The following is a 22,888-nucleotide window of genomic DNA, read 5'->3' on the forward strand; positions in this document are numbered from 1 at the left end:
ATTACTCAATCTAATTTAGTACAGGCAATTAAATCATAAAGAAATTTTATGTCTAAAGACCATGTAGGAAGTAAATTGTGCAAACAATGTTTTGTTAAATCATACAAATAGATTCTAAATTCTAACATGGTTAAAAGTATACAAAATTCATTAAAGAATTAAACAAATATTCATCCTTGAAATAATCTACTTTTATTTCAGTAGACCATATTTCTGATATGGTCATTGTTAGATGTAATGAATGTGGGTTTGATTGTGATTATGCCGCAACAGGAAATATTGAAAAAATAATATTTGATTATTGGGATCACATGAATAAAGAACATGGGATTGAGTATTCTCTAGAGACCCTAGAAAAATACATAAAAAAGAAAATCCCAGCTCAAATTCCAGCTAATTAGAGAAAGGAATTTTATTATTTATTTTTATTTTAGATGTTTCTTGATCTAAATTATGATATGACTGATTCTTGCAAGAAATTGATAAAAGGATTCACTTATGTTACATTTTACGGATTAAAAATATAGTAACCCAGTTAATCTCAATTAGTCCAGTACAAAATAGAATATTTTACTCATATTGCATACTGTCTCGAATCAGCCCCAATGTATCTAAAAAATGTACAAAAGGGCTATTTCAATACAGCAAGTACTAAATCTTTGATTAATGTAAAAATCTTAATTATATCAATATGCTTAAGTTTAATATTATTGAATATTTATCATGGCAAAGATTTGTAAAAAATGTAACGTTGAGATGAATGTTAAAAATGTAAAAGTAAAAAGACGAGGTAATGAAACAAAGAACATGTCTGTAGAACATTATTGTCCAAAATGTGACCATTCCGAGTAAGACAATGATTGAGATCTAATCCAAAAATATTCTTAAGTTTGTCTTAACTTTACAGAATTCATGAATTGTTTTGTATGTGGCAAAAAGAAAGAAGATTATCAAGTATGGACAAACAAAATTGTAATTGGTGCAACGTATGATTCAGTATTTCAAGATCATGATATTATTCGTAACTTATCAGATAAATCTGTAATATGTCATGAATGCATCAAGTCACTAGAAGAAGAAGTTGATCAAAAGAGAAAATAGACGGTTGTGCTGACAAAATTGAGTTTTTTAATACTAGAAATAACATAACTAATGATATCAAAGTCCAGGTAATTATTATTCGTTGAAGAATATTTACAATCAATTTAATAAATTCACCAAGAAGAATACTTTCTGTCACTGCAATTAATTAAGAAGTTTAAATCTTGACTCAGTGATTTCATATATTTCGCACTTACCAAGACCACTTTAGATTTGTGATCATCAGCTCTCCAATTTTTATGTCATCATGATCTTTAATATGGCTTTTTACTATATCAAACATAGTTTTGTCAAGTAAAATTTGATTTGGTAAAAGCACATTTTTCAATTCTAGAACAAAGATCTACAGTTATACCATAGATATCAATATCACGGTTTATTCTTGCTTCTTCAATTACACCGTATGTGATTGCGGTTTTTGAAGAGAATTCACAAATATCAGTAGCAACTTGAACGTTAATTGCAAAAAGACATACTGAAAACGGTAACATTATACAAAATTATAATTGTAGTAAAAGTATAACGATTTCCTGTAACATATCAAGTTACTAGAGAAATTGTAATAAATGATAAAAACGATAAATGAGTGTCTTGGCAAGAGATTTAAGATATGTTTCCATAAATTAGGAAAATATTATTATGATATAAAATCATGATTTCTATAGAAATACTTATTTTATTTAGTTACAATATTAGTTATGCAAAATATATGTAAATTGATTGCAGAAAATTCAGACCTTATTAATGGCACAAACGATTTTCATGTAGAAGGATTAGAAGATTTTGCAAGTGCATCCACATCAGTTGATGAGATTATTAATGGTGATAGACCATATACGGCAAATGGAATAAACCTGTTATCACATATGGAATCAAAAATAACAGGGCGCATCTTACCGATGGTCAAGTACGCAAAGCAGTTAATTGGTCACTTACTGCATTTGACTTTTTAATTGAAAATGAACTGAAATTTATAACAGATTTTGAAAATGCTGATTTTACATATGAGTTTAGAGCAACAAATGAAGATCCTGATCTTAATTCAACAACCCTTGCATATGCTGGATACCCTTCTGCACCTGAGAACTATCGTAAAATCATAGTTATTAACACTGATTTTCCATGGACCCCCAATGGAGATTCTATTTAAGGACGGGAATTAGAAAAGATGGGATTCCATGTACAAAACCTAGATTTTTTGTATAAGACATGGGATCTTGATCAGGTTCTTAGACATGAAAATGGTCACAAGCTTGGATTACCCCATTCACCTAACAATCAACGTTTGATGAGTGGTAATTACGAAGTAATGAATGAGTGGATAGATGAAGAGACAGAAGAAAGATTATTGGCAAAATATAACAAAAGAAATCTTACAAGCAAGGATCTAGTCAGACTAATTGCACTTTCCAGAAGAAGAACCGAAACGTATTAAAAATTAAAAGTATTTCTTGTTTTAGATCCTGCATTCCTCCTGTTTTTCATAATATTTAATTTAACCAAAATGATTTCAGCTAGCTTGATGTTATAGATCTATGCAGTATACTCCACTTGGCATCAGCTATAAAACTAAAGAGTTCTAGTTGACCCATTAGATGATGATCAAATTGCAGAGGCCTTGTATGAAACTCAGAGTATACCCAAATAATAAAAAATACATTTGAATATAGAATTTATGGATCCCTTTGGACCAGTTTTATTCCAAATAATTAATGTAGGATAATAGACTAAATTCAACGCACCATGTGGACGACTTTAAAATATTATAGTAATATAATTATTCTAAAATAGTGATTATCGATGGTTCATTTTGCAATATTCTTGGTCTCTCTAGACATTTCTAACATTTTTTTGTATTTATCTTATTCAAAAAAAATAACTCTCTACATGTAGAGCCTACACCATTATTTCCCAGATACAAATGTGGTACCTAGTTATGTAGATGTGAAAATATAGAAAAAAACTCCAAAGCACCGTTTTTTGTTAATTCCTTATTTTTAGTCTGACAATAATTTGTGGTAAAAGTACATTTCGGACACCCTCCCCAAATTTCTCCTTGTTCAACTAACTTTCTTTGTTTAGGGTCAGATGGACAATCACAGTCAGAAAGCAGTGAATTGCATGTGACAAGAATCTTCTCAAAATTATCATAGACTATTTTACTGTATCCGTTGAACCCATCTGATGAGTTGTCATACAGGTATATTGTTCCATTTTCATAATACGAATCAATATCACTTGATTCAGATTTTGTGATAATTTTTGCTGCATTGATAAGCACATGGGCCATAGTATGAATTCTGGAGTCAGATGATAATTGCTCAGAGCCACCCGTTTTTAAAACAAACTCTGAAGGGATGGTAATACTTACTGCTGAATGCTTTGACTTCCAATTAAAATTCCTCCATGACGAAATATTGGCACCATTATATGCCTCAAAGTTTTCAGTTGACTCATTATAGTTTCCTTTAAGATATCCAGTTATTGTTCTACTTAATTCAATTACTCCATAGCGTAGTAGAATTTTCCTAGATTTTACAACAATTTCTTGCCGTACAGCATTTTTCTCTGATGTTTGAATTATTGATGTTCTAACTATGGGCATGGTTCTTTTTTGTCTTTCATTTGATTTTTTTAGATATGCCCTTGCACCATTTTGGGATTTTATTAGAGATGTAACCTCGTAATTTTCTTTATTAAAGTGATACAACGCATTTTGATGTAACTGATAATATCCTATCGGGACTGCTCGCGTACCAATCTTTTTTGAATTGTAATATATTGAAATCTCTCCAGATGATCCCCTAAGATTCACACTATTTGCAAAATCAAAGAATTTGGATTTATCATTAGTTGTAAATGCTTCTTTTTCAATTTCAATTGACTCCATATGTTTATCGGATATGATATGATTTTTCTTATTAATTGGTATAATGTGATCTTGTGTTAAATATTCATCAATATGTCGTGCAAAATAATGACATACAGCATCATCTGGATCAAAAACACATATGGCATAAGACTTCTGTCCCATTCTTCCGGCACGACCTATTCTTTGCACAAAAGAATCATACTCATTTTTAAACGCAGAGATAACAACATCAACATGACCAATATCAATCCCCAACTCCAACGTAGGAGTACACGATAAGGCATCTAATTCGCCTGCTTTCATCTGAGATTCGTGTAATTTTCTATTATTTTGATCTAATCCACCACGATGTATCTGAATTCTAATTCCATCGTTTGCCTCCTCTATATTAGATGCAAGAAATTCTGCATCATTGTGAGAGTTGCTAAAGATCAATTGTGTTGATTTATTTTTAAAACATATGGATGAAATCATCTCCATTGTAATCCTTTGTCCATATTTTCTTGGCATTACAAAAAACATGTGCATGTTATGCTTTCGACGAATCTCACTTTTGATGTATGCAAATGATTCTTCAGGTAAATCAAACATGTTTGAAAAAAATTCCTTAGAATTATCAAGGGTTGCAGATGATCCTACATATTGAACCTTTCCCATGTATCTCTTCATTCTATTTAATACATGGTAGACATTAGACCCATGAAAACTAGAATAAGAATGGGCCTCATCCATTACAATTATTTTTGCATTCTTAAATAACTCATTCCATTTTTTGTCTTGTAGAATTAAATGATAATTGATAAAATCAAAATTTGTTGCAATAATTAATGATTTTTTACTTGAATCTGCAATAATCATATCTTTGTATTCAGAACTTTGTCCGCCATGAATTGAGTAAACTGAAACCTTATTTTTTAATCCACATTTGTCTATTAGATTAGATATCTTAGATACTTGATCATCAATTAGTGCATTAAGCGGATAAACAAATAACGCAAATACTCCAGGAACCTCATCTTGTGAGATTTTTTGCAATATTGGGATACTAAATGCTTCAGTTTTGCCGGAACCCGTAGGTGCAGAAATAATGCAATTGTCTCCTTTTATGATGGAACGAATTGACTGCTCTTGAAATGGTAAAAACCCTGAAAATCCGTATTTTTTAATTCCGTTCAAAATATTGCCTGACAATACATCATCAAGGCTGTCTACTGAGATTTTATTTGGCTCCGGGGATTTAATATTCTCATAGTATACAATTCCTAAAGTTTCATCCTTATGACCTTGAACTAGTTCATGAATTATTAGATCATCCTCAATCAGTGATTTTGGAATTCTGCTTATGTCAAAGAGAATTTCTGCAGGTAAGGGAATTTTAGGCTTTGAAACGATATCTTTTGGCTTTGAATACTCTTTGATCTTGTCTGGAAAATATTCGGTAGGTTCTACTATATCACATCTATGTGGCTCATCAGTTCTTGCGTCAATTGGGATAAATTTTCCACTTTCTGACTTGAATGCATCATCCCAATAAATTTGAGCACCGCATCCTTTAGAGCAGGACTTTGTTCTACCAGAATAATTCATTCCATATGTAGGTCTTTTTGGCATTACTTTTTCAGGATGACACTTTGGGCAAACCCATGGGCCTCCAACATCATCTATATTTTGTGAAAGCTTAGTGTTACAATCAAAACAAAATTTCATGATTATTTTTTTGATTTAATTTAATATTAATGAATTTAGCACAACCAAAACTTAATCATAATCTACATGAATTTTACTGAACCCTCTCTTTATGAAACTAAGACTTCGAATCTTTCTTTGAATTCTGAAAAATGTTCTAATGTTCCTTATAACATAGAAAGATCGGAGTATCGGTATTAGCTAGTAAATGTACTCTCATAGTGTAGGTAATTATTACAAACTTTTCAACTAGGATGTAATTTTACTAAAGATGATTTTAAAAATTATTGGATACAATTAACAACACTGACAAAATTTTCTATCTGATAACTTTAGTTTTCTTTTCAAATACCTCGATCATTTTGTTTACAATATTCTCCATCATGCATCTTATATTCTACTAATATTTTCTTCACTTTGTTCATTGTGGTATTAGTAACTTGTAGTTGTGATATCCAAATGTTTTCCAAATAAACAAATCACAATAAACCCAGATTTGGTAATTCATTAGCAATCCTGGATATCCAAATGTTGTTGTAAGTAATGAAAATAGAATAGTTACACAGTGAAATAAAACTAGTTTTCATTTTGCTTAGTTTTTAAAAATATTTAGATTAATGCAAGAAATTATCTATGTACAAACATTTAGATTGTCAATCTAACAGTTTTACTAGATCAAATCATTTTTTATCAGAAAGTCAAGAAAAATCTTGTACCCGTAGATATGCAAGAATTTCAATAAATACAATCCTAATTATTGTCAACAAAAATATTATTTTTATATGATCTAAATCATGTTAGAAAGCTCATAAAAAATTCTATGGATGTGATTTTTATTCATTTTTGACATTTTCACATTTTCACATTTTATTTTACCATCAATTTAATAACAGGGTTTATGTTCCTGTGGAATGCTCAGACAATACAGAATTGATAACTATAAGAAAACCAAAATGACTTTTCTGATATATTGTCTAAACTTTCTGAAAGATATCAAAAGAATCATCTGATCGGAGGAGTTCCAAATAATGATCTCAAGATTTGATTTACAGTAGATTATCATTTTGTGTAGTAATATTTAATACTGAATTTTCGGTCAATGATGATCATAATGAGCAAAGTATTGGCAATACTTGTACTCCTGTTTACTTTTGGCGTTGGTCTTGCATATGCAGAACCACTTGATGATACAAATGTCGCCATACTCAATCTCAATGGGACCTCTACTACTGTTGAAATGACATGGAATCATGATGATGAGGTGGCAAAATATAAAATAGGATGTGTAAGCTGCATGCCAAACATCACTGAATTTACATCTGAGAATAGCATCACAATGGATGGTATCACTTCTTTTCCAAACACTACAAACGCAATGCTGTACATAATTGCATATGATGTTAATGATGAAATAATTCACGCAAAGCAGTTACTTGTTAGTCTTGAACAATAAATAATTATTTTCTACGCTGTCCAGACATATTCGGACTTTTTATCTAATTATATTTTAGTGACTTTTCGGTAAATAGTATATTATCCAATCAATTTTTGGTAGATGGCTTTATACAATGTCCAATAAAGTCCAAATTTGTCCACTAATACCAAATACTATCCAACTGGTTTGTCTAAAAATATTATAAAATGTCCAGTTTAGTCCACAAACATCAAAGAAAGTACAAAACACAGGTCACTGAGTAAAACATTAGAAGAACTTGTGAGTTTTAAATTGAGTATGCAGCAACATGCAAGATAGATAAACAACATCTGAAGAAAACAAAACTGGAAAAAAGGAATAGATTTTTTGGTTAATTTTCCATTGGATCATCCCACTGTCGAATCTGAAGCATTTCGCCCAAGAGCATAATTGTTTGAATTGATTACAATAGTCAAACTAGTGATAAAACTAGTCCTAGTGCCAATAAATGAGATATTGAGAATATTTAGACATTTAGAATAATGTTAATTTTGTTTAAATCATTTTGAATTAAAATTAGTATTTTAACTGCGATAGAACTCACTCAAATTAGCACTAGTTTTAATTTTAAACACTACTCATATATCAAAAAGTTACAAACAATATATGAGAATGATTTTAACTCAACAATGTAATAAAGGTGGAAAAGAATTCCAAGAAGGGTGTCTTGTGATTACTTATGTATAGTACAGGATTATTAAAAGAATGGAGGGATAAACATGCAGAAATTAGATAGTAAAGAAATAGACAAATTCATCCCAGATCCAAAAATTCCAATTAGAATTGCCTTTATGAAATCTACTCATTTGCCCGCTGTTATTTCCCTTTGGTATGTTTGTAAGGATGGCAAAATTTACTGTGCCACACAAAAAACGGCAAAGATTGTTTTGTATCTTCAAAAAAATCCTGTATGTGGATTTGAGATAGCAGCAGACAAACCACCATACAAAGGAATACGTGGCGAGGGAACTGTCCAAATTTTAAATGAAAAAGGGGCTCAGATATTAGATCTTTTGATAGGCAAGTATTTGGGAGAGAAAGAGTCAACACTGTCTAAATTTTTGAAAAGTAATTCCAAGGATGAAGTTGCAATTGAGATCACTCCACAGAAAATACTTCATTATGACTATTCTAAAAGAATGAAGGATGCATGATAACATGATAAAAGATCAAGGCTGCCCTACATGTGGTTCCAAAAACTTTGGAAATTTGGAGATGAAAAAAAATAATGACGGTGCTGCAACATGGAAAAAGCAATGCTACAACTGCAAAAAATTCTGGTACTCAGAATATTAAAATAAATTATTACAGATTTTATTTGACACTAAAAATGCGCTACTAGTTAAAATGTAGTAAACGTAAATAACATCATAGGGTTGTAAGTAGTTCTAAGAAAAAATGCATGTGTGTCTTCAATGTTACAGATGTAATGATTGAGGAGATAACCATATAGTAATTACGTAATCGTATTACTTGAAAAAGCAGTTTGAACTTGGACGTTAAAATATAGGCCAGATCTTAATAATGATACTAAGCTTTCGGAGATTTTTTACAGTGATGATATCCAGATTTTCATAAATCATGTGTTGAGTATTTTAGATATTTCTAGAAATCAAGTTTCAGACTCTAATGAATCAATATTAATAAAAATTGAAAAGTAACCAGTCATCATGACTAGTGTAGTTAATCTTACAAAAAACTTATTAAATGTAATATACATTACATTATAGTGATCAAATATGTGGTTTGATACCGAATTTGACAAAATGTTTCAAAGACTGTCGAACCGCTTTTTTACTCCGGACGACGTCATTGAAACCCCAAGTAATGGCCAAGTCCAGACTTTTGGACCATATTACTATGGCTATCAGATGACCGTAGGCCCTGATGGAAAAGCCCATGTAAAAGAATGGGGAAATGTTAGACCAAATACACCAGTAGCTATTGGTGAATCAGGTACTAGACAGCCTGCAGTTGATGAGATATTTGATGAAAAGGCAAGGATTCTCAAGTTGGTAGCTGAGATGCCAGGAATTGAAAAATCGGACATCAAAGTAAATATTGCAAAAGGGGTAATTGACCTAACTGCAGAACATGGTGAACGAAAATATCATTGCAGTGTACCTCTAAAGTACAAAGTAGATGAAAACTCTGCTAAGGCAAACTATGCAAATGGTATTCTTGAGGTCCAGATTAAAGTACCTGAGGAGAAAACAATCCCTGTGATTTAGAAGAAAGGAGGTGAAAACTCAATGTCAAGCACTGAACTCAAAAACAAAACACAAAGCATCTGGAACAAGATGGTACATGCACCTTTTAAGAAGGTAGTTGCATTTGATCTTCTATGCATGGCAATGGGAATGCCAATAGGTGCAGGGATTCTAGCAGCACTACTTTATGGTGCAAAACCTCTTGAAGAGCCAATACAAATGGCAATGAAAGTACTAGTTGGATAGAAATTCCAGATAAGTCTTGCAGAAAATGTTTGACTAGTTGGGAAGTAAGGAGAAACCAGTTATCGCAGTTTCTCCTGAATTATTTTTTTGTCCCAAGTACATACATATACTTCAATTCGTTTATCAGGTAGATTGCATCTGGGAGCAGGATAAACCTTTCAATTTTATTAATTGATGAAAAATCAGGCAAAACACTACTGATAGATAAATTTTGTATGATTATTCCTTAAAACATGATCTTATGAATCATGTTAGAACCCAGTCTAATGAAATTTAGAAACCATGTCAAAGTATTTACTAAAATACATGAAATTTATTTGTATAAATAAATTGAAAATATCTGCAGTAACTTTTTTTGTAAAGAATATGGATTTAGCAGTAAAATTTTATTCAAATATTCCGGGATTTGAGATTGTATATAGCAGTCCAGAAACAAAATTTGTTACTTTCAAGATAGAAAACCAGTTTCTCAACTTGGAGCACAATCAAAATGAAGCATGTGATTTTGGAAGGATTATTTTACATGTTAAAGATGTTGACAAGACATATCATCATTTAAAACAATCTGCATTTTCGGGTAGAATTGAGACAGTACCAACTGACGCAAGATGGGGTGAGAGATTTTTCTATATACGAGATCCAGACAATCATCAAATTGCAATTGCAACACCTCTCTGATTCTAAAAATAATCAAGTTGATACTCCAGACTAAATATGCTGTTTCCACGTAGGATACGTTTTATTTTACCTTCTATAACTCCGTGTACGTTGTGCTGGAGAGAGATATTTAGTGAGTTGGATTTAGCAACATCGTGGAAACATGAATTTTAAAAATATACGTTTTATGAGATAATTACATTTCTTAATTCATCTAGCGAGTTAACCAAAAAATCAGGATTTTCTTTTATTAGTGCATCCTTTGTGTTATACCCCCATGTAACTGCAATTGACTTAATTCCAGATTTTCTGGCAGCCTCTATATCTCTCACTTCATCACACACATAAAATACTTCATTTTTGTCTACATGTCTTTGTTTTATGATCTTGTTGATAATGTGACTCTTTCCAAATACACTTTTTCCAGTACGGATAAAATCAAAAAAATCCAATTCATTCTTATCAAGAAACTGCTTCACATTTTCCTGTGTGTTTGATGTTAAAATTCCTATTTGGAAATGCTCGTCATGATATAGTTCAGACAATAGTGGGGAAATATTTACTGTTGGTGTCATGTTGGTTATCTCCTTGTTTATTTCTGAATGTATTTTCTTTATCCATGATGGAAGTTTGAAGATGGAAATTCCAAGATATGAAAGAATTTCTCTTGGCTTCTTTCCTTGCAGATATGGGATGTCTTCCTTTGTGACTTTTTTGTAGCCAAAATGTTCCGCATGATCGTTGACTATCTTAACAACAGAATTCAAGGTATCTGCAATAGTTCCATCAAAATCAAAAATGATAGTATTACTCATCTTTTTTCCAAATATAGTTTACAATTAACTGCAACAGTATCACAGGATGAAATATTATTGCAGGGGATTTTATCATGTGCATCATCTGCTGAAATGATTTGGCTGCAAGTGTGCTTTTAGGTGAAAGCAGCAGTACTTTTTGAGCATGATTTTGCACCATTCTTGTAATTATATTGGGTTTTTTTCCCACAGTAGTTGGCCACCGCAAATCCTCACTTGTTCCAAGAATCCAGGGTAAAGATACACTTGTTGCAAGTCTTTTTTGAAATTTTCTTGTAAAATCATTTTTCATCTTATGATTTTTTAGCATGTCATCAAGTACCTTGGCACCAAGTGCAGCTGAAGTTATACCTTGACCATAATAGGGATTAAAGATAGACACTGCATCCCCTAACACAATAAAATTCTCAGGCCATTGTGACATTTCTTCATAATGATATTTTCTGCTACCTTGCACTTGATATCCATATATCTCAGAATCAGGTACTGCATCTTTTAGAGCATCATAAAGTTCTCTGTTTTCAAGATGTTTTGCAAACTCCAAAAATCCTTTCTCGTCTGTAGGAGGATAGTTCTTTCCAATTGAGTACAATCCAACAAGCCATTTACCGTCTTCTATGGGATAAATTCCCCCTAACCTAGGATTTGTAATTGGTTTGTTCAGTATTACCAACATCTTCCATTCCCTGTCTTTCTTTGAAGGAATGTATCTTCTTGTAGAATATCTCACAAAAGAATCTATTTTAGTTTCCCTGATTTTTGAAAATCCTATATCTTCAAGCCAAGAGGGTGTCTTTGTGTTTCTCCCAGTACAATCAACTATCAGGTCTCCGTGAATCACTTTACCATCTTTTGTCTTTAGGCTTATCCTGTTTGATTTTTCCAAAACAAATGATATGATTTGTTTTCCTTGCTCTATCTTAATTTTTGAAATTTTTTTGATTTGATGTCTTATTGTATTTTCTAAGAGTGTTCTTGTACAGGCAAATGTAATTATCCCTGAATTAAATTTTGGGGCCCATCCACTTGGTAGATGATATCTACTGTTATTTAGAAAATCAATCTTGTTTGCGCCCTTTTTTAGAAGATCCCCTTCTAGTTCTGGAAAAAAATCTTGAAGTATCTCTCTTCCTTTGACAAGTAAAATATGAATATGGTTTGCCTGAGGAGTTCCAATTCTCACTTTACCATTATCTATACAATTATCTTTTTCAATCAAGATGACCTCTTTGAAATAATCTGATAGAACACGCGCTGCTAAAAGGCCTGAAATACTACCTCCAATTACTATTGCTTTTTCTTGCATCGTATATGATCATTGGCAAGTGTATTTTTGGATTTGGATATCTACTACATCGTATCCATGTGAAATCCAAAAAAATATTAAAAAATAACAAACTAGAAGAATTTTTAGTACTAGTCTTAAATGCTTGAAACATATTATTTCATCAGGGTTTTCCCACCCATAGTTTCAAGTGAAAAATGGGACCTTAAGATCAACTACGATTAGTTGTTTGATGACAGTCCCAATTGTATGGGATTAATCAGAAATAATATTTAGATCATACTGAGAAATCAGATATTTTACTTTTATGTAAATTTTACAAATACAATACAACATCTAATCAAGGTAATCAAAACAAATCAAGATGGAAAGAAGTACAAGGACTATCCTAGATTTTTTATAACGATAGACTCTTTTCAGATACTTTGGAAGAAAATTAAAAAATAGCATTTTATGGATTAGTTTGAGCACTGATTTGCTTCATCAGCTCATCCATGAACTTTTGATGTTCTTCTACTTGGTCTTTGATCTTTTGTTGTACTGCGGGATCACTCATGTCTGCAGACATTAACTCGTTCATGATTCTCTGATGCTCAAGTTTTTGCTGGTTGAACTGCTCTCGTAATTCTGGATCCTATATTATCATTTGACCCATATCGGAGCCTGACATCATTCCTTTGCCTTGCCCCATCATGCCAGAGCCAGTCATGTTGTGATTCATCATCATGTTCATCATTTCTGGATGCTGCATCATTGACTGCATCATTGACTGATGCTGAGACATTATACTCACCATTTGCTCTCGTAGTTCTGGATCATCCATCATAGAATTCATCATGTTTTGCATCATCATTCCAGTATTGCCTTGTCTCATGGGACCTGCCATATTCTGACCAAACTTAGGATCTTGCATCATGTTTTGCATGAATTGCGGATCTTGCATCATGTTTTGTCTAAATTCAGGATCCTGCATGGCCTGCTGCATCTACTGCGGAGACATGTTCCCAAAGTTCATCGGACCAGGCCCTGGAGCCATTCCTTGTAAAGCTGCAAACCCTATGCCAATTCCTGCAACAAAAACACCTACTGCAATACCTACCCATATATATCGACTTACCATTATTTTGAGGTAAAATTTTTTACTTTAATATCCAATACATATTTTTCATATTTGATTATCATATATTATTCTCTGATGTTAGAACTATGATGTAATGTTGATATCATCATCTTGATATTGTGTTTTATGTACAAGAAAATACAATGACAAGAGTTCGGTCTATTTCGAGATTTAGTCAGGATGGATTATGGAATCTTAGAATTCTAACATTTACTTCTGGAGCAATTGTCATGGCATTAGAGATTGTAACAAGCAGAATTCTTACCCCTGTATTTGGCAGTACCATATACACATGGGGTAGCTTAATTGGAGTAATACTTAGCGGTCTTAGCTTAGGTTATTTTCTAGGAGGCAAGTTTGCTGACTGTCATCCAAGCTTTGAGAAGATTTGTGCAATCGTTTTCTCTGTAGGAATATTCATTGTGGGAATACCGTTTTTTGCTACATCTGTTGTAGATTTTTCTACTTTTGTATTGCCTGTTACTCAATACACTCCGCTGTTGGCAACATTTCTTCTCCTAATTATCCCGTCAATTTTGTTAGGATTTGTCTCTCCATATGTTGTAAAACTTGGCACAAGTTCATTGCAAAAGATTGGCAACGTTTCAGGAAATCTCTACTCTGTTGCTACCATCGGAAGTATTCTTGGAACGTTTTTGACAGTTTTTGTATTAATTCCAAATATTGCAGTAAACCAGATAATTTTTGGGCTTGGAATAACACTAATTGCAAGTTCTCTTATAGGTCTGAAAAAACCTCCCAAAGCAATTGCAGTTATCATTGTATTAGTCTTGATAATTCCATGGTACTCGTTTCCAACAAACACCATTACTCACAATGGCGTACTAATCTATGAAACAGAGACGCTTTTCAGCCATTTGGATATCACTCAATTTGGAAGTAATATTAGCATGTATCTTGATGGTATGAGACATAGTTCGATGAATCCAAACAAACCGCTTGACTTGGTGATAGACTATACTGAATATTTTCATCTTGGAATGTTGTTTAATCCCTCAGCATCTAATGTACTGTTTGTGGGAGGGGGAGGTTTTACGGGACCAAAAAACTTTCTGGCATTATATCCAGACATAAAGGTAGACGTAATTGAGATTGATCCAGGAGTAGTTGAGGCTGCAAGGACTTATTTTGATCTTCAGGACGATCCAAGGATGAACATATTTGTTGATGATGCAAGAAAACATCTTGCTACGTTTGACAAAAAATACGACATTGTTGTTCTAGATGCATATTCTGCAAATTACGTCCCATATCACTTGATGACAGATGAGTTCTTTGAGATTCTAGAGGAAAGAATGGAGTCAGATGGCGTCGTAGTGTCCAATGTTATAGGATCAATTGAAGGGGACAACTCCAAACTTGCAAGGGCAATATACAAGACTATGAAGGAGACCTTCCCTGTTGCATATGTTTTTCCTACTGAAAACCTGCCAACCAACATTCAAAATCTTATGATAGTGTCATCTAACAATCCATACGAGTTTGACAGGATTACACTATTGGAGTTGGCAAAAAATAGTCCTGCAGACTATCTTGTAGATGAACTAAGTAAACAAAATCATTTCTACGAGGGAATCATAAAGACATCAGACGTACCGTTTCTTACTGACCAACTCAATCCTGCTGAAGTTTTGACAAATCCTCTTACAAACAGGTCATACATGCAGGACTCTCAAGACCAACAGATTGAAAAGAAAGAACACAGAAACGATTCAATTAATTTGGGAATTGGTATAGTACTATCTGTTATTGCAGCAGCTTGGCTGTTTTATTTTAGAAAAGAGATATGGAATTCTAACTCCTTTAGGTTAAAGAAAGAAAGATAGAAGATTTGCCGTTATCAAGGGTGGTACCATACCATGATGACCCAATATGTGATCATAGTTACGACACAATTTTATCTGCTTAAAACATAGATAAGGGATTGAAAACATCCGAAGAATCTTTGACTAGTATAGATGCCAAGTGGCCTTTGACATCTCTTTTGATCTCAGTTATAGGCGTTACACTTTCCATGTGGGGTGCAAGTTGGGATATTACTTCCCATTTACTTCGTATTCCTGAGACATTTTTTACTCCATCTCATATGCTTTTGTATTCTGGGGTCGGAGTCAGTATTATCAGCGCAGTGATCTCTTTAGTTGTATTGTTGATAAAAAAACAGACAAGAAAGACATCCTTTGCATTCGGATTAAAACTGATTGTTCTGGGTGCAGTTATGCAGTTAATTGCAGGTCCTGGAGATTTTTACTGGCATGATATGTTTGGCATAGATGGGTTACTCAGTCCAACCCACATCACGCTGGCAATGGGTATACTGATAGTGTCGATGGGATCCCTGATAGGATTTGCTAGAATACGCTCATATATTTCAGAACCGAACAATCTTGTAAAAATTATCCTTCCCGTATCTTTTGGTATCTTTTGGTTTAGCGTAATGTGGGCAGTATTCTTTTTTGTGTTGCCAATTTCTGAAGGCGACACGCACAACTTTAACCCTGATCCATATGTCGCAATAACATTGAGTTTTGTGGCTTTGCCGTTTGTATTCTCTGTAGTGTTCTGGTCTGCGGCAAAGACCTCGGGCAGATTTGGTACGGCTAGTGCATCTGCACTGGTGTTTGTTGTGATGAATGTGACATCAAACATATTTACATCTGAGAATCTCTTATTCTATCTGCCCTTGTTTGCAATACCGATGGTCTGTGCAATACTTGCAGATTATATCTTGAATAAAAAATTTAAATCCAAAATCCTTTCAAGACATTTTGCTAAAATTTCAGGGGCCATACTTGGTTCAATGTTCTTTTTATTTTGCTTCCCCATGTTGGCAATGACCTTTTTGGATATTTACTTGTTCAATGATGTCTTTTCATATGATGTGCTACCTAGCGTATCAAACACCATACTTGATATCTTGATGCTGACAATTGTACCCGGTGCCATATCCGGAATGATTGGAATGATGTTGGCATCACGAAAGATAACTCAAATGTCCAATCCATATTTAGTTGCAAATTCTAAAATTTGAAATAAATTAGTTCAAAATCTTGAGTTGAATCTAACATTATAAATCTGAAACAATTACAACTCTTGTGACAAAAGTTCTAGTGTATATCGCATCAAGCTTGGATGGATACATAGCGAGGGAAAACGGTGCAATTGATTGGCTGCCAGAAACTGCTGAATCTGGATATGATGCATTTTACAACTCAATAGATACCGTGATTATGGGTAAAACCACATATGACCAAATACTAACTTTTGGAGAATATCCATACAAAGACAAAAAATCATTTGTTTTTACCAGGTCTACTCAAAATAAAGAGGAAAATATTGAATTTGTGTCTGATGTTGAGAAATTTGTAAAAGATGGTTTTCCAGGAGCAGGAGAAAACATTTGGCTAGTTGGTGGTGCAAAAATTATTGCATCTTTTCTTAATCAAGGGGCTGTAGATGAGATAATCATATCTGTGATTCCAATTCTTTTAGGCAAAGGAATACATCTCTTCAAAAATATAGAAAATGAGACAAAACTTGAACTTGTTAAAACTGTAAAATATGAAAAATTAGCTGATTTACATTATAACGTTTTGAAATAATCATATATCTATTTACACCAAAATTTATCGTCAAAATGGCAGTAGTACTGTGTAATTGAGACAACATTTCGGATCTAAAAAAAATTCAACAATAAATCGAAGTTAAGATTAGTGCAAAATCTGTAGTCCTAACTATATCCTCCCCTGCATGTTATACTCCCATTCAAATTTGAACCAAATTATTTACTTATAATACACTACAAGAAACATGATTTCTGGATATAAAATGGAGTTATTTTACTTTAGATAAATTCTAAAACAACATACCGAATTTTTACGATCAAATTCATTGGTGTCTTGAAATAATTTCTCATAAACAATATTAACAGAGTTTTTGCCCAATATTATAAACAAATGATGATTTGCAGATTACGTAAAATCAAGTTTCATTAAACAATTGATTATCAAATAATTATTAAGCAAAAAATTCCGTATTTTGATGTGCCATTAGATAAAATGCCTGATTCAGAGGAGTTCATTCCAACTCACAAATCGGTTGTGTTGCATAAGAAAGAAGAACCTGTTGCATGCATTATTGATGATTCAGATCCATCTTTATATGAATTACTTGAAACTAATTCTTCACTTCAAGCATCACTGACTGGTTTTCTAAACAAAGACGAAGAGTTTGGATTATTGTTTGGTTTCCAACTAAAGATCAAAACGGATGTTATGTTCTTACAGTTTACTGTTTATCCTAATGAAGAATTTATTGACACTGTAATCTTTGGGGAGAGAATATACATCATTAATGAAAAACTGAAACCACTTTTCACATTAAAGGTTGCAACAGATCAGTTTGTTATGACAAAATCAGAATTTGACAAATTCAAAAAAGATGATGTGAACATCTAAGCATTTTATAGATGATAATTTCTAAATTTCCTGATGGCAAATTTTGCCCAGATGTTAAAGGCAAGAGAGCCTATTTTACTTGACAGAGATGACGGTCATTGGTATCAAACAAAATTTGATAAGATCTATCCATCCATCAGCACTGTTTTGTCAGCTACGGCATCTGAGGAAAAGAAGAATGGACTCTCACAATGGCGAGAAAATGAACCTGCACATGAATACATCACTGCACAGGCTCAGCATGTCGGAACCCAGTCCCACAAAATAATTGAGGATTATCTGAATAATATTCTGTCATATGATGAATATGATTTACTTCCAATTGCTCATTTTAATAATCTAAGGCCATTTCTTGAAAATATTTCAGATATAATATGTATTGAACAGAAAATGTATTCTGACAAACTCAAAGTTGCAGGAACAAGTGATCTTATTGCAAAATATAATGGAGAACTATCCATAATAGATTACAAGACAAAAAGAAAACCCCAAGTTGATGATTTTATGTATGAATATTATTTACAAACTACAACTTATGCTCAAATGTTTCATGAGGTAACAGGTCAGAAAATTAATCAAGTGGTGATTTTAGTTAGTAGTGAAAAAAATACTCGACAGGAATTCATAAAATCATGTGATGATTATATTGAACCAATCAATAAAAGAGTGGAAAAATTTTATTTGAGTAATTTACTGTGAATAATTTAAACAGAAATAAATTGGATTGTATATTTGATTACTTATGGCAGATAAAATTACTGCATAGTAATTAAAATCACATGGAATAAATTTCGTGATTGTTGACATTAGAGAATCTGATGAAGGGAAAATATGATTTCTTATTCATACGCCATTAGGATTGAGAATAACAAACACAAAGAAAAAACAGGTAGAGCATCTCAGTGGGAAAGAAATATGCACATATTATGAAACTGATCATATACGAAATATTGTTGCAGATGAATTAGTAAAAAAATATTCAATCTAGTTACGCTGGAAAGTAGATTATACTCATCTTGGATTCAATCTTAATTTTACTCGTTCCATATTGATTGTTTCTTGAGCCACATAATCAGTTCCTTGTAAAGATTACTTTTTTCCATATTTAAAACTCCTATCTCAAGATTTGTGGATGATTTTACTGTCTTGGTATATTTCTCGTGGACCGCAAAAATTATTTTGTCTAGAAACATTTCATTTTGCATCTCTTTTTTTGCCAATTCTTCAGATTCAGTCATTGCAAAACTTGCAAATAAAACTCCATCAATCCAATATGCATGAGCTGCCTCAAGTGAAGACATCATTCCTATTAAGTCATCTAGATTTAGTTTTATCATATCACGAACATAGATCTTGTCATACGGCTTATGGATGAATTGGGTCATGATGATGTCTTTTTGTAGAGTTTAATGAATATTTGGAAATTTTATATCTAGTTTTGCTCAATTCACTTCATGGTTGAAGATTTTTCAGATTATGATTTATTCATAACAGAATTTCCAAAAAAGGGTTACAATCTAATAGATTATCTCCAAGGCAGGGTTCATTTTGCAGTGCTTGATCAAATGAAGTTAATGCATACTTCTGGAATGACTCCAAATAAAATTAGAGAGACAATTATGACAAATATTGTTGAAATCATTGATCACTTTGAGTCTGAAAAAAAATCAGAAAGTTCTTGATTCTAATGTTACAGAATCTGCCAAAATTATTTTATGGCATTTACAATAGCAGTTGTAATGAGGCATATCGTTGTCCATTCGGTACTTGCATTCTTTAGTATGTTCAATCATAGACACTGTAAATTCTTCTCCCTAGGATGATTCCTTGTATTCACAATAATCGCGTATTGATTCGTTAAGATCTTTTATTAATTGAGCATCTGAAAAATCGGCATTCTTTAACATATCCCATTTTTTCTCAATATCTTCTTTTAAAACATAGAGTGTTCTCTTATCGTCGCAATGCATGAATAATTCACCTTCCTGTAGAATTTATGATTATTCATAAAAAAAATAATCCTTACAACTTCATAGTACTTAATGTCTTTGTTTTAAGTCTACATCATTTTAGACCCATTGCTGAATTAAATCTGAACTTGATATCATTTGGAGATAGACATGAAAGTAAGATTACATCTTTCATAATGATTGATCATTATTTTACACATGATAAATCTATAGAATTGCAATTTAACAAAGATAAGTAATTTATCAGTACTATGTACAAATTAGCAGTTGATTCTTTAAATTAAATATTCATTCAATGTGGCTGCCTAGCCATATAGATGATGTAGTTCAATCTTCCATGAATTTTTAATCTAACCATTTTTCATTCTTGTAGGTTTGCCATTTTTTCATAATAGTACTCCTGTTTTTTAAGGTCTCTTTCGGAAATTATCCTACATTTTCTCATAGGTACTAATCTTGAAATTTGCTCATATGTTTTCATATCTCTAACATCTGCAGCATATGCAATCTGAAGCAAGGGTGATTTTTCTTCAATCATGGGTTTTGCATTTTCATATCCCCCACTTTGTCTCATTCCTGTTCGAAATAATCCTATGTGTGTTTTGCTTTTTGATATTTGTGGATCTTGATAACAACAAATTGCAAATTCATCATTATCTTTTTCAATGATTGTTATTCTGGTAAATTTGTCGCTCCAGTCTTCAACTTCTCTAGCTATGAATGTGGCTTCTTTTTTGTCTTCAAAAACGGTTGATACTACCAATCTATCTTTTTCATATGCCCATGAAATTCCATAGAAATTTTTGCGCCAATCAATCTCAAAAGACATAGCATGTATCTGAAAAATTAACAAATTAATGCTTTCGAATTCGAATCGTAATTTTATTTTTAAATAAAAAATATGACCAGCACATATTCTTACAAAATTTAAGAAAGAGTAAAATCATAAATTAGAGTAATTTTAGATAATATGTGCTAGTTTTTACATATTCAAAAATTTAAACAAATTAATGCTCTAATGTTATCCTAGGACAATTTTTTAACTAGACATGATTAAAAAACTCGTCAGATAATTCATTCAAGAACTAGATGATATTTCTTAGGGGCAACTGCATTTTTCTCGTTTACCACAATAGGGACAATTACAATCACAGTACAATAATGCCTGTCCACATGGTTCACATTTTGTGTACTCTACAAAATCCTCTTTCAATATACATTACCTTCCATACATTTACAATGCAATATAAAATTGATAAGTGGTTTGGCCAAATCTCTTAAAATTAGTTTTATTTTTTAATCAGGATTAAACAAATGTTTAAAATTGTGGGATAATTTTTAGATTCAAAATGGAACTCTGATTGACTTTTTTGTTTAGGGACTAAACGTTTTACAAACAATCATTATGAGTTGTACATTAGATTCGTTTTTTCAATAATGCTTCTTGAGGTGTTTTTCCTTTGTTTACTTCCCAATGCCAATTATGATGTTTTTTCCAATGAGTTTCTAATTCTTCAGTGGTGGGTTCTTTTCCAAAAGGGGTTCCACATAACTTACATTGAATCACTTTTCTCACATCATTTTTTCTTTTTTGTTTAATAATTGGATGACATTGTACTGGAAAATTCTCATCATATATCATATTGTACTTTGAATTGTATAAAATTAAGAGTTTCGTTTTGAATGATCATTTTTTGAACTTGATGTTTTTCTAATCTTTGTGTTTGATTTATTTTTTATGAGATTATTTTTCTTTTTACTCCCTTGGAATTTCTCTCTTCTACGTTTTCTTTCCAAATCCATTAACGCGTAAATTTTTCCTGTTTCACATAATTTCATATTACCAGTAATTGGATCATGAATCGACTCAAGAGTACCATCAGACAGTAATTCTCCAACAATACTCCATGCCATGCTTTCTGAAATATCAAATTTGTAAGGAATTGTTAAAACTTTTGTAAAAAATCCATTCTTTGAATTTCTTAAAATAAATTGTTCAACTTTTTGTTCAGTTGTAAGTGACGGTTCTCTTTTTGTAAATCGTCTATAAGGTTTTCTTTCTGACATACTTTGTTACAAATTTTCTAGTATTTTAGGTAAATCATTTAGCATGAATGGTATCAGGATCATTATTTCCTGGCAGATATTTATCCCCTAGTTTGTTTTTCATGTTATCATCAAATTCTTCCTGTAATCTTGTAAGGTAAATTTTAGCTTCAGTCTCATCATCTGGAATGCCAGTATCTACATCATAATTGAAACCTGTTGCTAAATGATAAAACTCTTCAAAAAATTCTTTACAATCAATTACATCTGCTTTATGATTAATTGATGCTATAAGACAATTATTATCTATTCTAAAATTCATACAAATTTCTTCCTCAATCATGGTATCTACAATTACTGCCATGAGGTATGGAATGTATTTTTTATCCAATATGCATTGACCTTTATTTGCTATCCAGAGTTCATGACCATCAAGCAGATAATCAAAAGTCCTGACTATGACATCTCGAATATTTGAATCAGGGTATGCAGATTTTGAATTCCATGAATCTGTTTTGAAACTATTAGGTTCTACAAAAACGACATCAAATTTTAAATGTTCATTAACTTGCTCATACTCCCAAACTTGCTTGTTGGTCCACATTGGTGAGAATTTTTCTATGGTGGTTTTTGTTCGTTGATCCAATATTTTTCTATTTTATTTCTATAGTTTAATCTTTCTTATGCTAGTTGTTAATTCCTGATTTAAGAAATTCTAGTGTACATTCGGTAAGTTCGATACTAGAATGTTTTTTTATGCTATGTTTACAGTTAGGACAAGTTCCAAGATCGTCATTAGAAAATTCGTCTCCTACTTGTTTCATACAACACTCCATTAATTCATCTGTAGAGTGTGATTCCATTGCAAGTTTACATGTTGGGCATTCAGTCAAAACTATATTCAGTTACTCTGCATGTGATTATTATA

At 32.1% G+C, this 22,888-nt stretch carries 31 protein-coding genes; 17 read left to right on the forward strand and 14 right to left on the reverse strand.

Going from position 1 to position 22,888, the window contains the following annotated elements; genetic code table 11:
• Positions 1–218: 218 nt before the first annotated feature.
• From OEM44_00680 to OEM44_00690, 3 genes are all read left to right on the forward strand, one after another.
• The gene (locus tag OEM44_00680) at positions 219–401 is read left to right on the forward strand and encodes a DUF1059 domain-containing protein (protein ID MDH3515313.1); all 183 of its coding nucleotides are present in this window, start codon (positions 219–221) and stop codon (positions 399–401) included.
• 322 nt (positions 402–723) lie between these two features.
• Positions 724–852: a hypothetical protein gene (locus tag OEM44_00685; GenBank protein ID MDH3515314.1), complete on the forward strand. Its 129-nt coding sequence runs from the start codon at positions 724–726 to the stop codon at positions 850–852.
• Positions 853–912: 60 nt separating this feature from the next.
• Positions 913–1,101: a hypothetical protein gene (locus OEM44_00690; GenBank protein MDH3515315.1), complete on the forward strand. Its 189-nt coding sequence runs from the start codon at positions 913–915 to the stop codon at positions 1,099–1,101.
• Between the two features lie 290 nt (positions 1,102–1,391).
• Here the strand turns inward: OEM44_00690 and OEM44_00695 are convergent, their stop codons facing one another.
• Positions 1,392–1,592 carry a hypothetical protein gene (locus OEM44_00695; protein ID MDH3515316.1) on the reverse strand — a complete coding sequence of 67 codons (201 nt, stop codon included), beginning with the start codon at positions 1,590–1,592 and terminating at the stop codon, positions 1,392–1,394.
• Positions 1,593–1,799: 207 nt separating this feature from the next.
• Between OEM44_00695 and OEM44_00700 the strand changes: the two genes are divergently transcribed.
• Both OEM44_00700 and OEM44_00705 read left to right on the forward strand, forming a co-directional pair.
• Entirely contained in the window at positions 1,800–2,054 is a 255-nt protein-coding gene (locus OEM44_00700) for a hypothetical protein (protein MDH3515317.1), read from the forward strand.
• Between the two features lie 215 nt (positions 2,055–2,269).
• Positions 2,270–2,536 carry a M10 family metallopeptidase domain-containing protein gene (locus OEM44_00705; GenBank protein ID MDH3515318.1) on the forward strand — a complete coding sequence of 89 codons (267 nt, stop codon included), beginning with the start codon at positions 2,270–2,272 and terminating at the stop codon, positions 2,534–2,536.
• Between the two features lie 495 nt (positions 2,537–3,031).
• Here the strand turns inward: OEM44_00705 and OEM44_00710 are convergent, their stop codons facing one another.
• Entirely contained in the window at positions 3,032–5,680 is a 2,649-nt protein-coding gene (locus OEM44_00710) for a DEAD/DEAH box helicase (GenBank protein ID MDH3515319.1), read from the reverse strand.
• A 1,090-nt stretch (positions 5,681–6,770) separates the two neighbouring features.
• On the opposite strand from OEM44_00710, the gene OEM44_00715 reads away from it, so the two are divergent.
• From OEM44_00715 to OEM44_00740, 6 genes are all read left to right on the forward strand, one after another.
• Positions 6,771–7,112 carry a hypothetical protein gene (locus tag OEM44_00715; protein ID MDH3515320.1) on the forward strand — a complete coding sequence of 114 codons (342 nt, stop codon included), beginning with the start codon at positions 6,771–6,773 and terminating at the stop codon, positions 7,110–7,112.
• A gap of 740 nt (positions 7,113–7,852) precedes the next feature.
• The gene (locus tag OEM44_00720) at positions 7,853–8,287 is read left to right on the forward strand and encodes a hypothetical protein (protein ID MDH3515321.1); all 435 of its coding nucleotides are present in this window, start codon (positions 7,853–7,855) and stop codon (positions 8,285–8,287) included.
• A gap of 4 nt (positions 8,288–8,291) precedes the next feature.
• Positions 8,292–8,429: a hypothetical protein gene (locus OEM44_00725; GenBank protein ID MDH3515322.1), complete on the forward strand. Its 138-nt coding sequence runs from the start codon at positions 8,292–8,294 to the stop codon at positions 8,427–8,429.
• 443 nt (positions 8,430–8,872) lie between these two features.
• Entirely contained in the window at positions 8,873–9,364 is a 492-nt protein-coding gene (locus tag OEM44_00730) for an Hsp20/alpha crystallin family protein (protein MDH3515323.1), read from the forward strand.
• A gap of 21 nt (positions 9,365–9,385) precedes the next feature.
• The gene (locus tag OEM44_00735) at positions 9,386–9,589 is read left to right on the forward strand and encodes a hypothetical protein (protein MDH3515324.1); all 204 of its coding nucleotides are present in this window, start codon (positions 9,386–9,388) and stop codon (positions 9,587–9,589) included.
• A gap of 330 nt (positions 9,590–9,919) precedes the next feature.
• Entirely contained in the window at positions 9,920–10,267 is a 348-nt protein-coding gene (locus tag OEM44_00740) for a VOC family protein (protein MDH3515325.1), read from the forward strand.
• A 164-nt stretch (positions 10,268–10,431) separates the two neighbouring features.
• Here the strand turns inward: OEM44_00740 and OEM44_00745 are convergent, their stop codons facing one another.
• The 5 genes from OEM44_00745 to OEM44_00765 form a co-directional block, all read right to left on the reverse strand.
• Positions 10,432–11,061 (reverse strand): HAD-IA family hydrolase, encoded by a 630-nt coding sequence (locus OEM44_00745; protein MDH3515326.1) that lies wholly within the window; start codon positions 11,059–11,061, stop codon positions 10,432–10,434.
• A complete protein-coding gene (locus tag OEM44_00750) occupies positions 11,054–12,367 on the reverse strand; it encodes a hypothetical protein (protein ID MDH3515327.1) in 1,314 nt (437 codons plus the stop codon). Before OEM44_00750 ends, OEM44_00745 begins: the two co-directional genes overlap by 8 nt.
• A gap of 430 nt (positions 12,368–12,797) precedes the next feature.
• The gene (locus tag OEM44_00755) at positions 12,798–12,926 is read right to left on the reverse strand and encodes a hypothetical protein (protein ID MDH3515328.1); all 129 of its coding nucleotides are present in this window, start codon (positions 12,924–12,926) and stop codon (positions 12,798–12,800) included.
• A 54-nt stretch (positions 12,927–12,980) separates the two neighbouring features.
• Positions 12,981–13,331: a hypothetical protein gene (locus OEM44_00760; GenBank protein MDH3515329.1), complete on the reverse strand. Its 351-nt coding sequence runs from the start codon at positions 13,329–13,331 to the stop codon at positions 12,981–12,983.
• Entirely contained in the window at positions 13,332–13,466 is a 135-nt protein-coding gene (locus OEM44_00765) for a hypothetical protein (GenBank protein MDH3515330.1), read from the reverse strand.
• A 143-nt stretch (positions 13,467–13,609) separates the two neighbouring features.
• Here OEM44_00765 and OEM44_00770 point away from each other — a divergent pair, with 143 nt between their 5' ends.
• The 5 genes from OEM44_00770 (at position 13,610) to OEM44_00790 (ending at position 18,643) form a co-directional block, all read left to right on the forward strand.
• Positions 13,610–15,313 (forward strand): fused MFS/spermidine synthase, encoded by a 1,704-nt coding sequence (locus OEM44_00770; protein ID MDH3515331.1) that lies wholly within the window; start codon positions 13,610–13,612, stop codon positions 15,311–15,313.
• A gap of 98 nt (positions 15,314–15,411) precedes the next feature.
• Entirely contained in the window at positions 15,412–16,518 is a 1,107-nt protein-coding gene (locus OEM44_00775; GenBank protein ID MDH3515332.1) for a hypothetical protein, read from the forward strand.
• Positions 16,519–16,582: 64 nt separating this feature from the next.
• Positions 16,583–17,089 carry a dihydrofolate reductase family protein gene (locus tag OEM44_00780; GenBank protein MDH3515333.1) on the forward strand — a complete coding sequence of 169 codons (507 nt, stop codon included), beginning with the start codon at positions 16,583–16,585 and terminating at the stop codon, positions 17,087–17,089.
• A 441-nt stretch (positions 17,090–17,530) separates the two neighbouring features.
• Positions 17,531–17,944, forward strand: a complete 414-nt coding sequence (locus OEM44_00785; protein MDH3515334.1) for a hypothetical protein — start codon at positions 17,531–17,533, stop codon at positions 17,942–17,944.
• A 33-nt stretch (positions 17,945–17,977) separates the two neighbouring features.
• Entirely contained in the window at positions 17,978–18,643 is a 666-nt protein-coding gene (locus tag OEM44_00790) for a PD-(D/E)XK nuclease family protein (protein MDH3515335.1), read from the forward strand.
• A 335-nt stretch (positions 18,644–18,978) separates the two neighbouring features.
• Here the strand turns inward: OEM44_00790 and OEM44_00795 are convergent, their stop codons facing one another.
• Positions 18,979–19,329, reverse strand: coding sequence for a hypothetical protein (locus tag OEM44_00795; protein ID MDH3515336.1), 351 nt, complete (start codon positions 19,327–19,329; stop codon positions 18,979–18,981).
• Positions 19,330–19,398: 69 nt separating this feature from the next.
• On the opposite strand from OEM44_00795, the gene OEM44_00800 reads away from it, so the two are divergent.
• Positions 19,399–19,626, forward strand: a complete 228-nt coding sequence (locus tag OEM44_00800) for a hypothetical protein (GenBank protein ID MDH3515337.1) — start codon at positions 19,399–19,401, stop codon at positions 19,624–19,626.
• Positions 19,627–19,758: 132 nt separating this feature from the next.
• Here the strand turns inward: OEM44_00800 and OEM44_00805 are convergent, their stop codons facing one another.
• The 6 genes from OEM44_00805 to OEM44_00830 all read right to left on the reverse strand — a co-directional run bounded on the left by OEM44_00805 (position 19,759) and on the right by OEM44_00830 (position 22,853).
• Positions 19,759–19,914: a hypothetical protein gene (locus OEM44_00805; protein ID MDH3515338.1), complete on the reverse strand. Its 156-nt coding sequence runs from the start codon at positions 19,912–19,914 to the stop codon at positions 19,759–19,761.
• 361 nt (positions 19,915–20,275) lie between these two features.
• Positions 20,276–20,743: a hypothetical protein gene (locus OEM44_00810; protein ID MDH3515339.1), complete on the reverse strand. Its 468-nt coding sequence runs from the start codon at positions 20,741–20,743 to the stop codon at positions 20,276–20,278.
• A gap of 588 nt (positions 20,744–21,331) precedes the next feature.
• Positions 21,332–21,556: a hypothetical protein gene (locus OEM44_00815; protein MDH3515340.1), complete on the reverse strand. Its 225-nt coding sequence runs from the start codon at positions 21,554–21,556 to the stop codon at positions 21,332–21,334.
• Between the two features lie 23 nt (positions 21,557–21,579).
• The gene (locus OEM44_00820) at positions 21,580–21,981 is read right to left on the reverse strand and encodes a hypothetical protein (protein MDH3515341.1); all 402 of its coding nucleotides are present in this window, start codon (positions 21,979–21,981) and stop codon (positions 21,580–21,582) included.
• A gap of 34 nt (positions 21,982–22,015) precedes the next feature.
• Positions 22,016–22,606, reverse strand: coding sequence for a hypothetical protein (locus OEM44_00825; GenBank protein MDH3515342.1), 591 nt, complete (start codon positions 22,604–22,606; stop codon positions 22,016–22,018).
• Between the two features lie 40 nt (positions 22,607–22,646).
• The gene (locus tag OEM44_00830; GenBank protein ID MDH3515343.1) at positions 22,647–22,853 is read right to left on the reverse strand and encodes a hypothetical protein; all 207 of its coding nucleotides are present in this window, start codon (positions 22,851–22,853) and stop codon (positions 22,647–22,649) included.
• Positions 22,854–22,888: the final 35 nt, after the last annotated feature.

The sequence above is a fragment of the Nitrosopumilus sp. genome, from assembly GCA_029862745.1.
Taxonomy (GTDB): Archaea; Thermoproteota; Nitrososphaeria; order Nitrososphaerales; family Nitrosopumilaceae; genus Nitrosopumilus.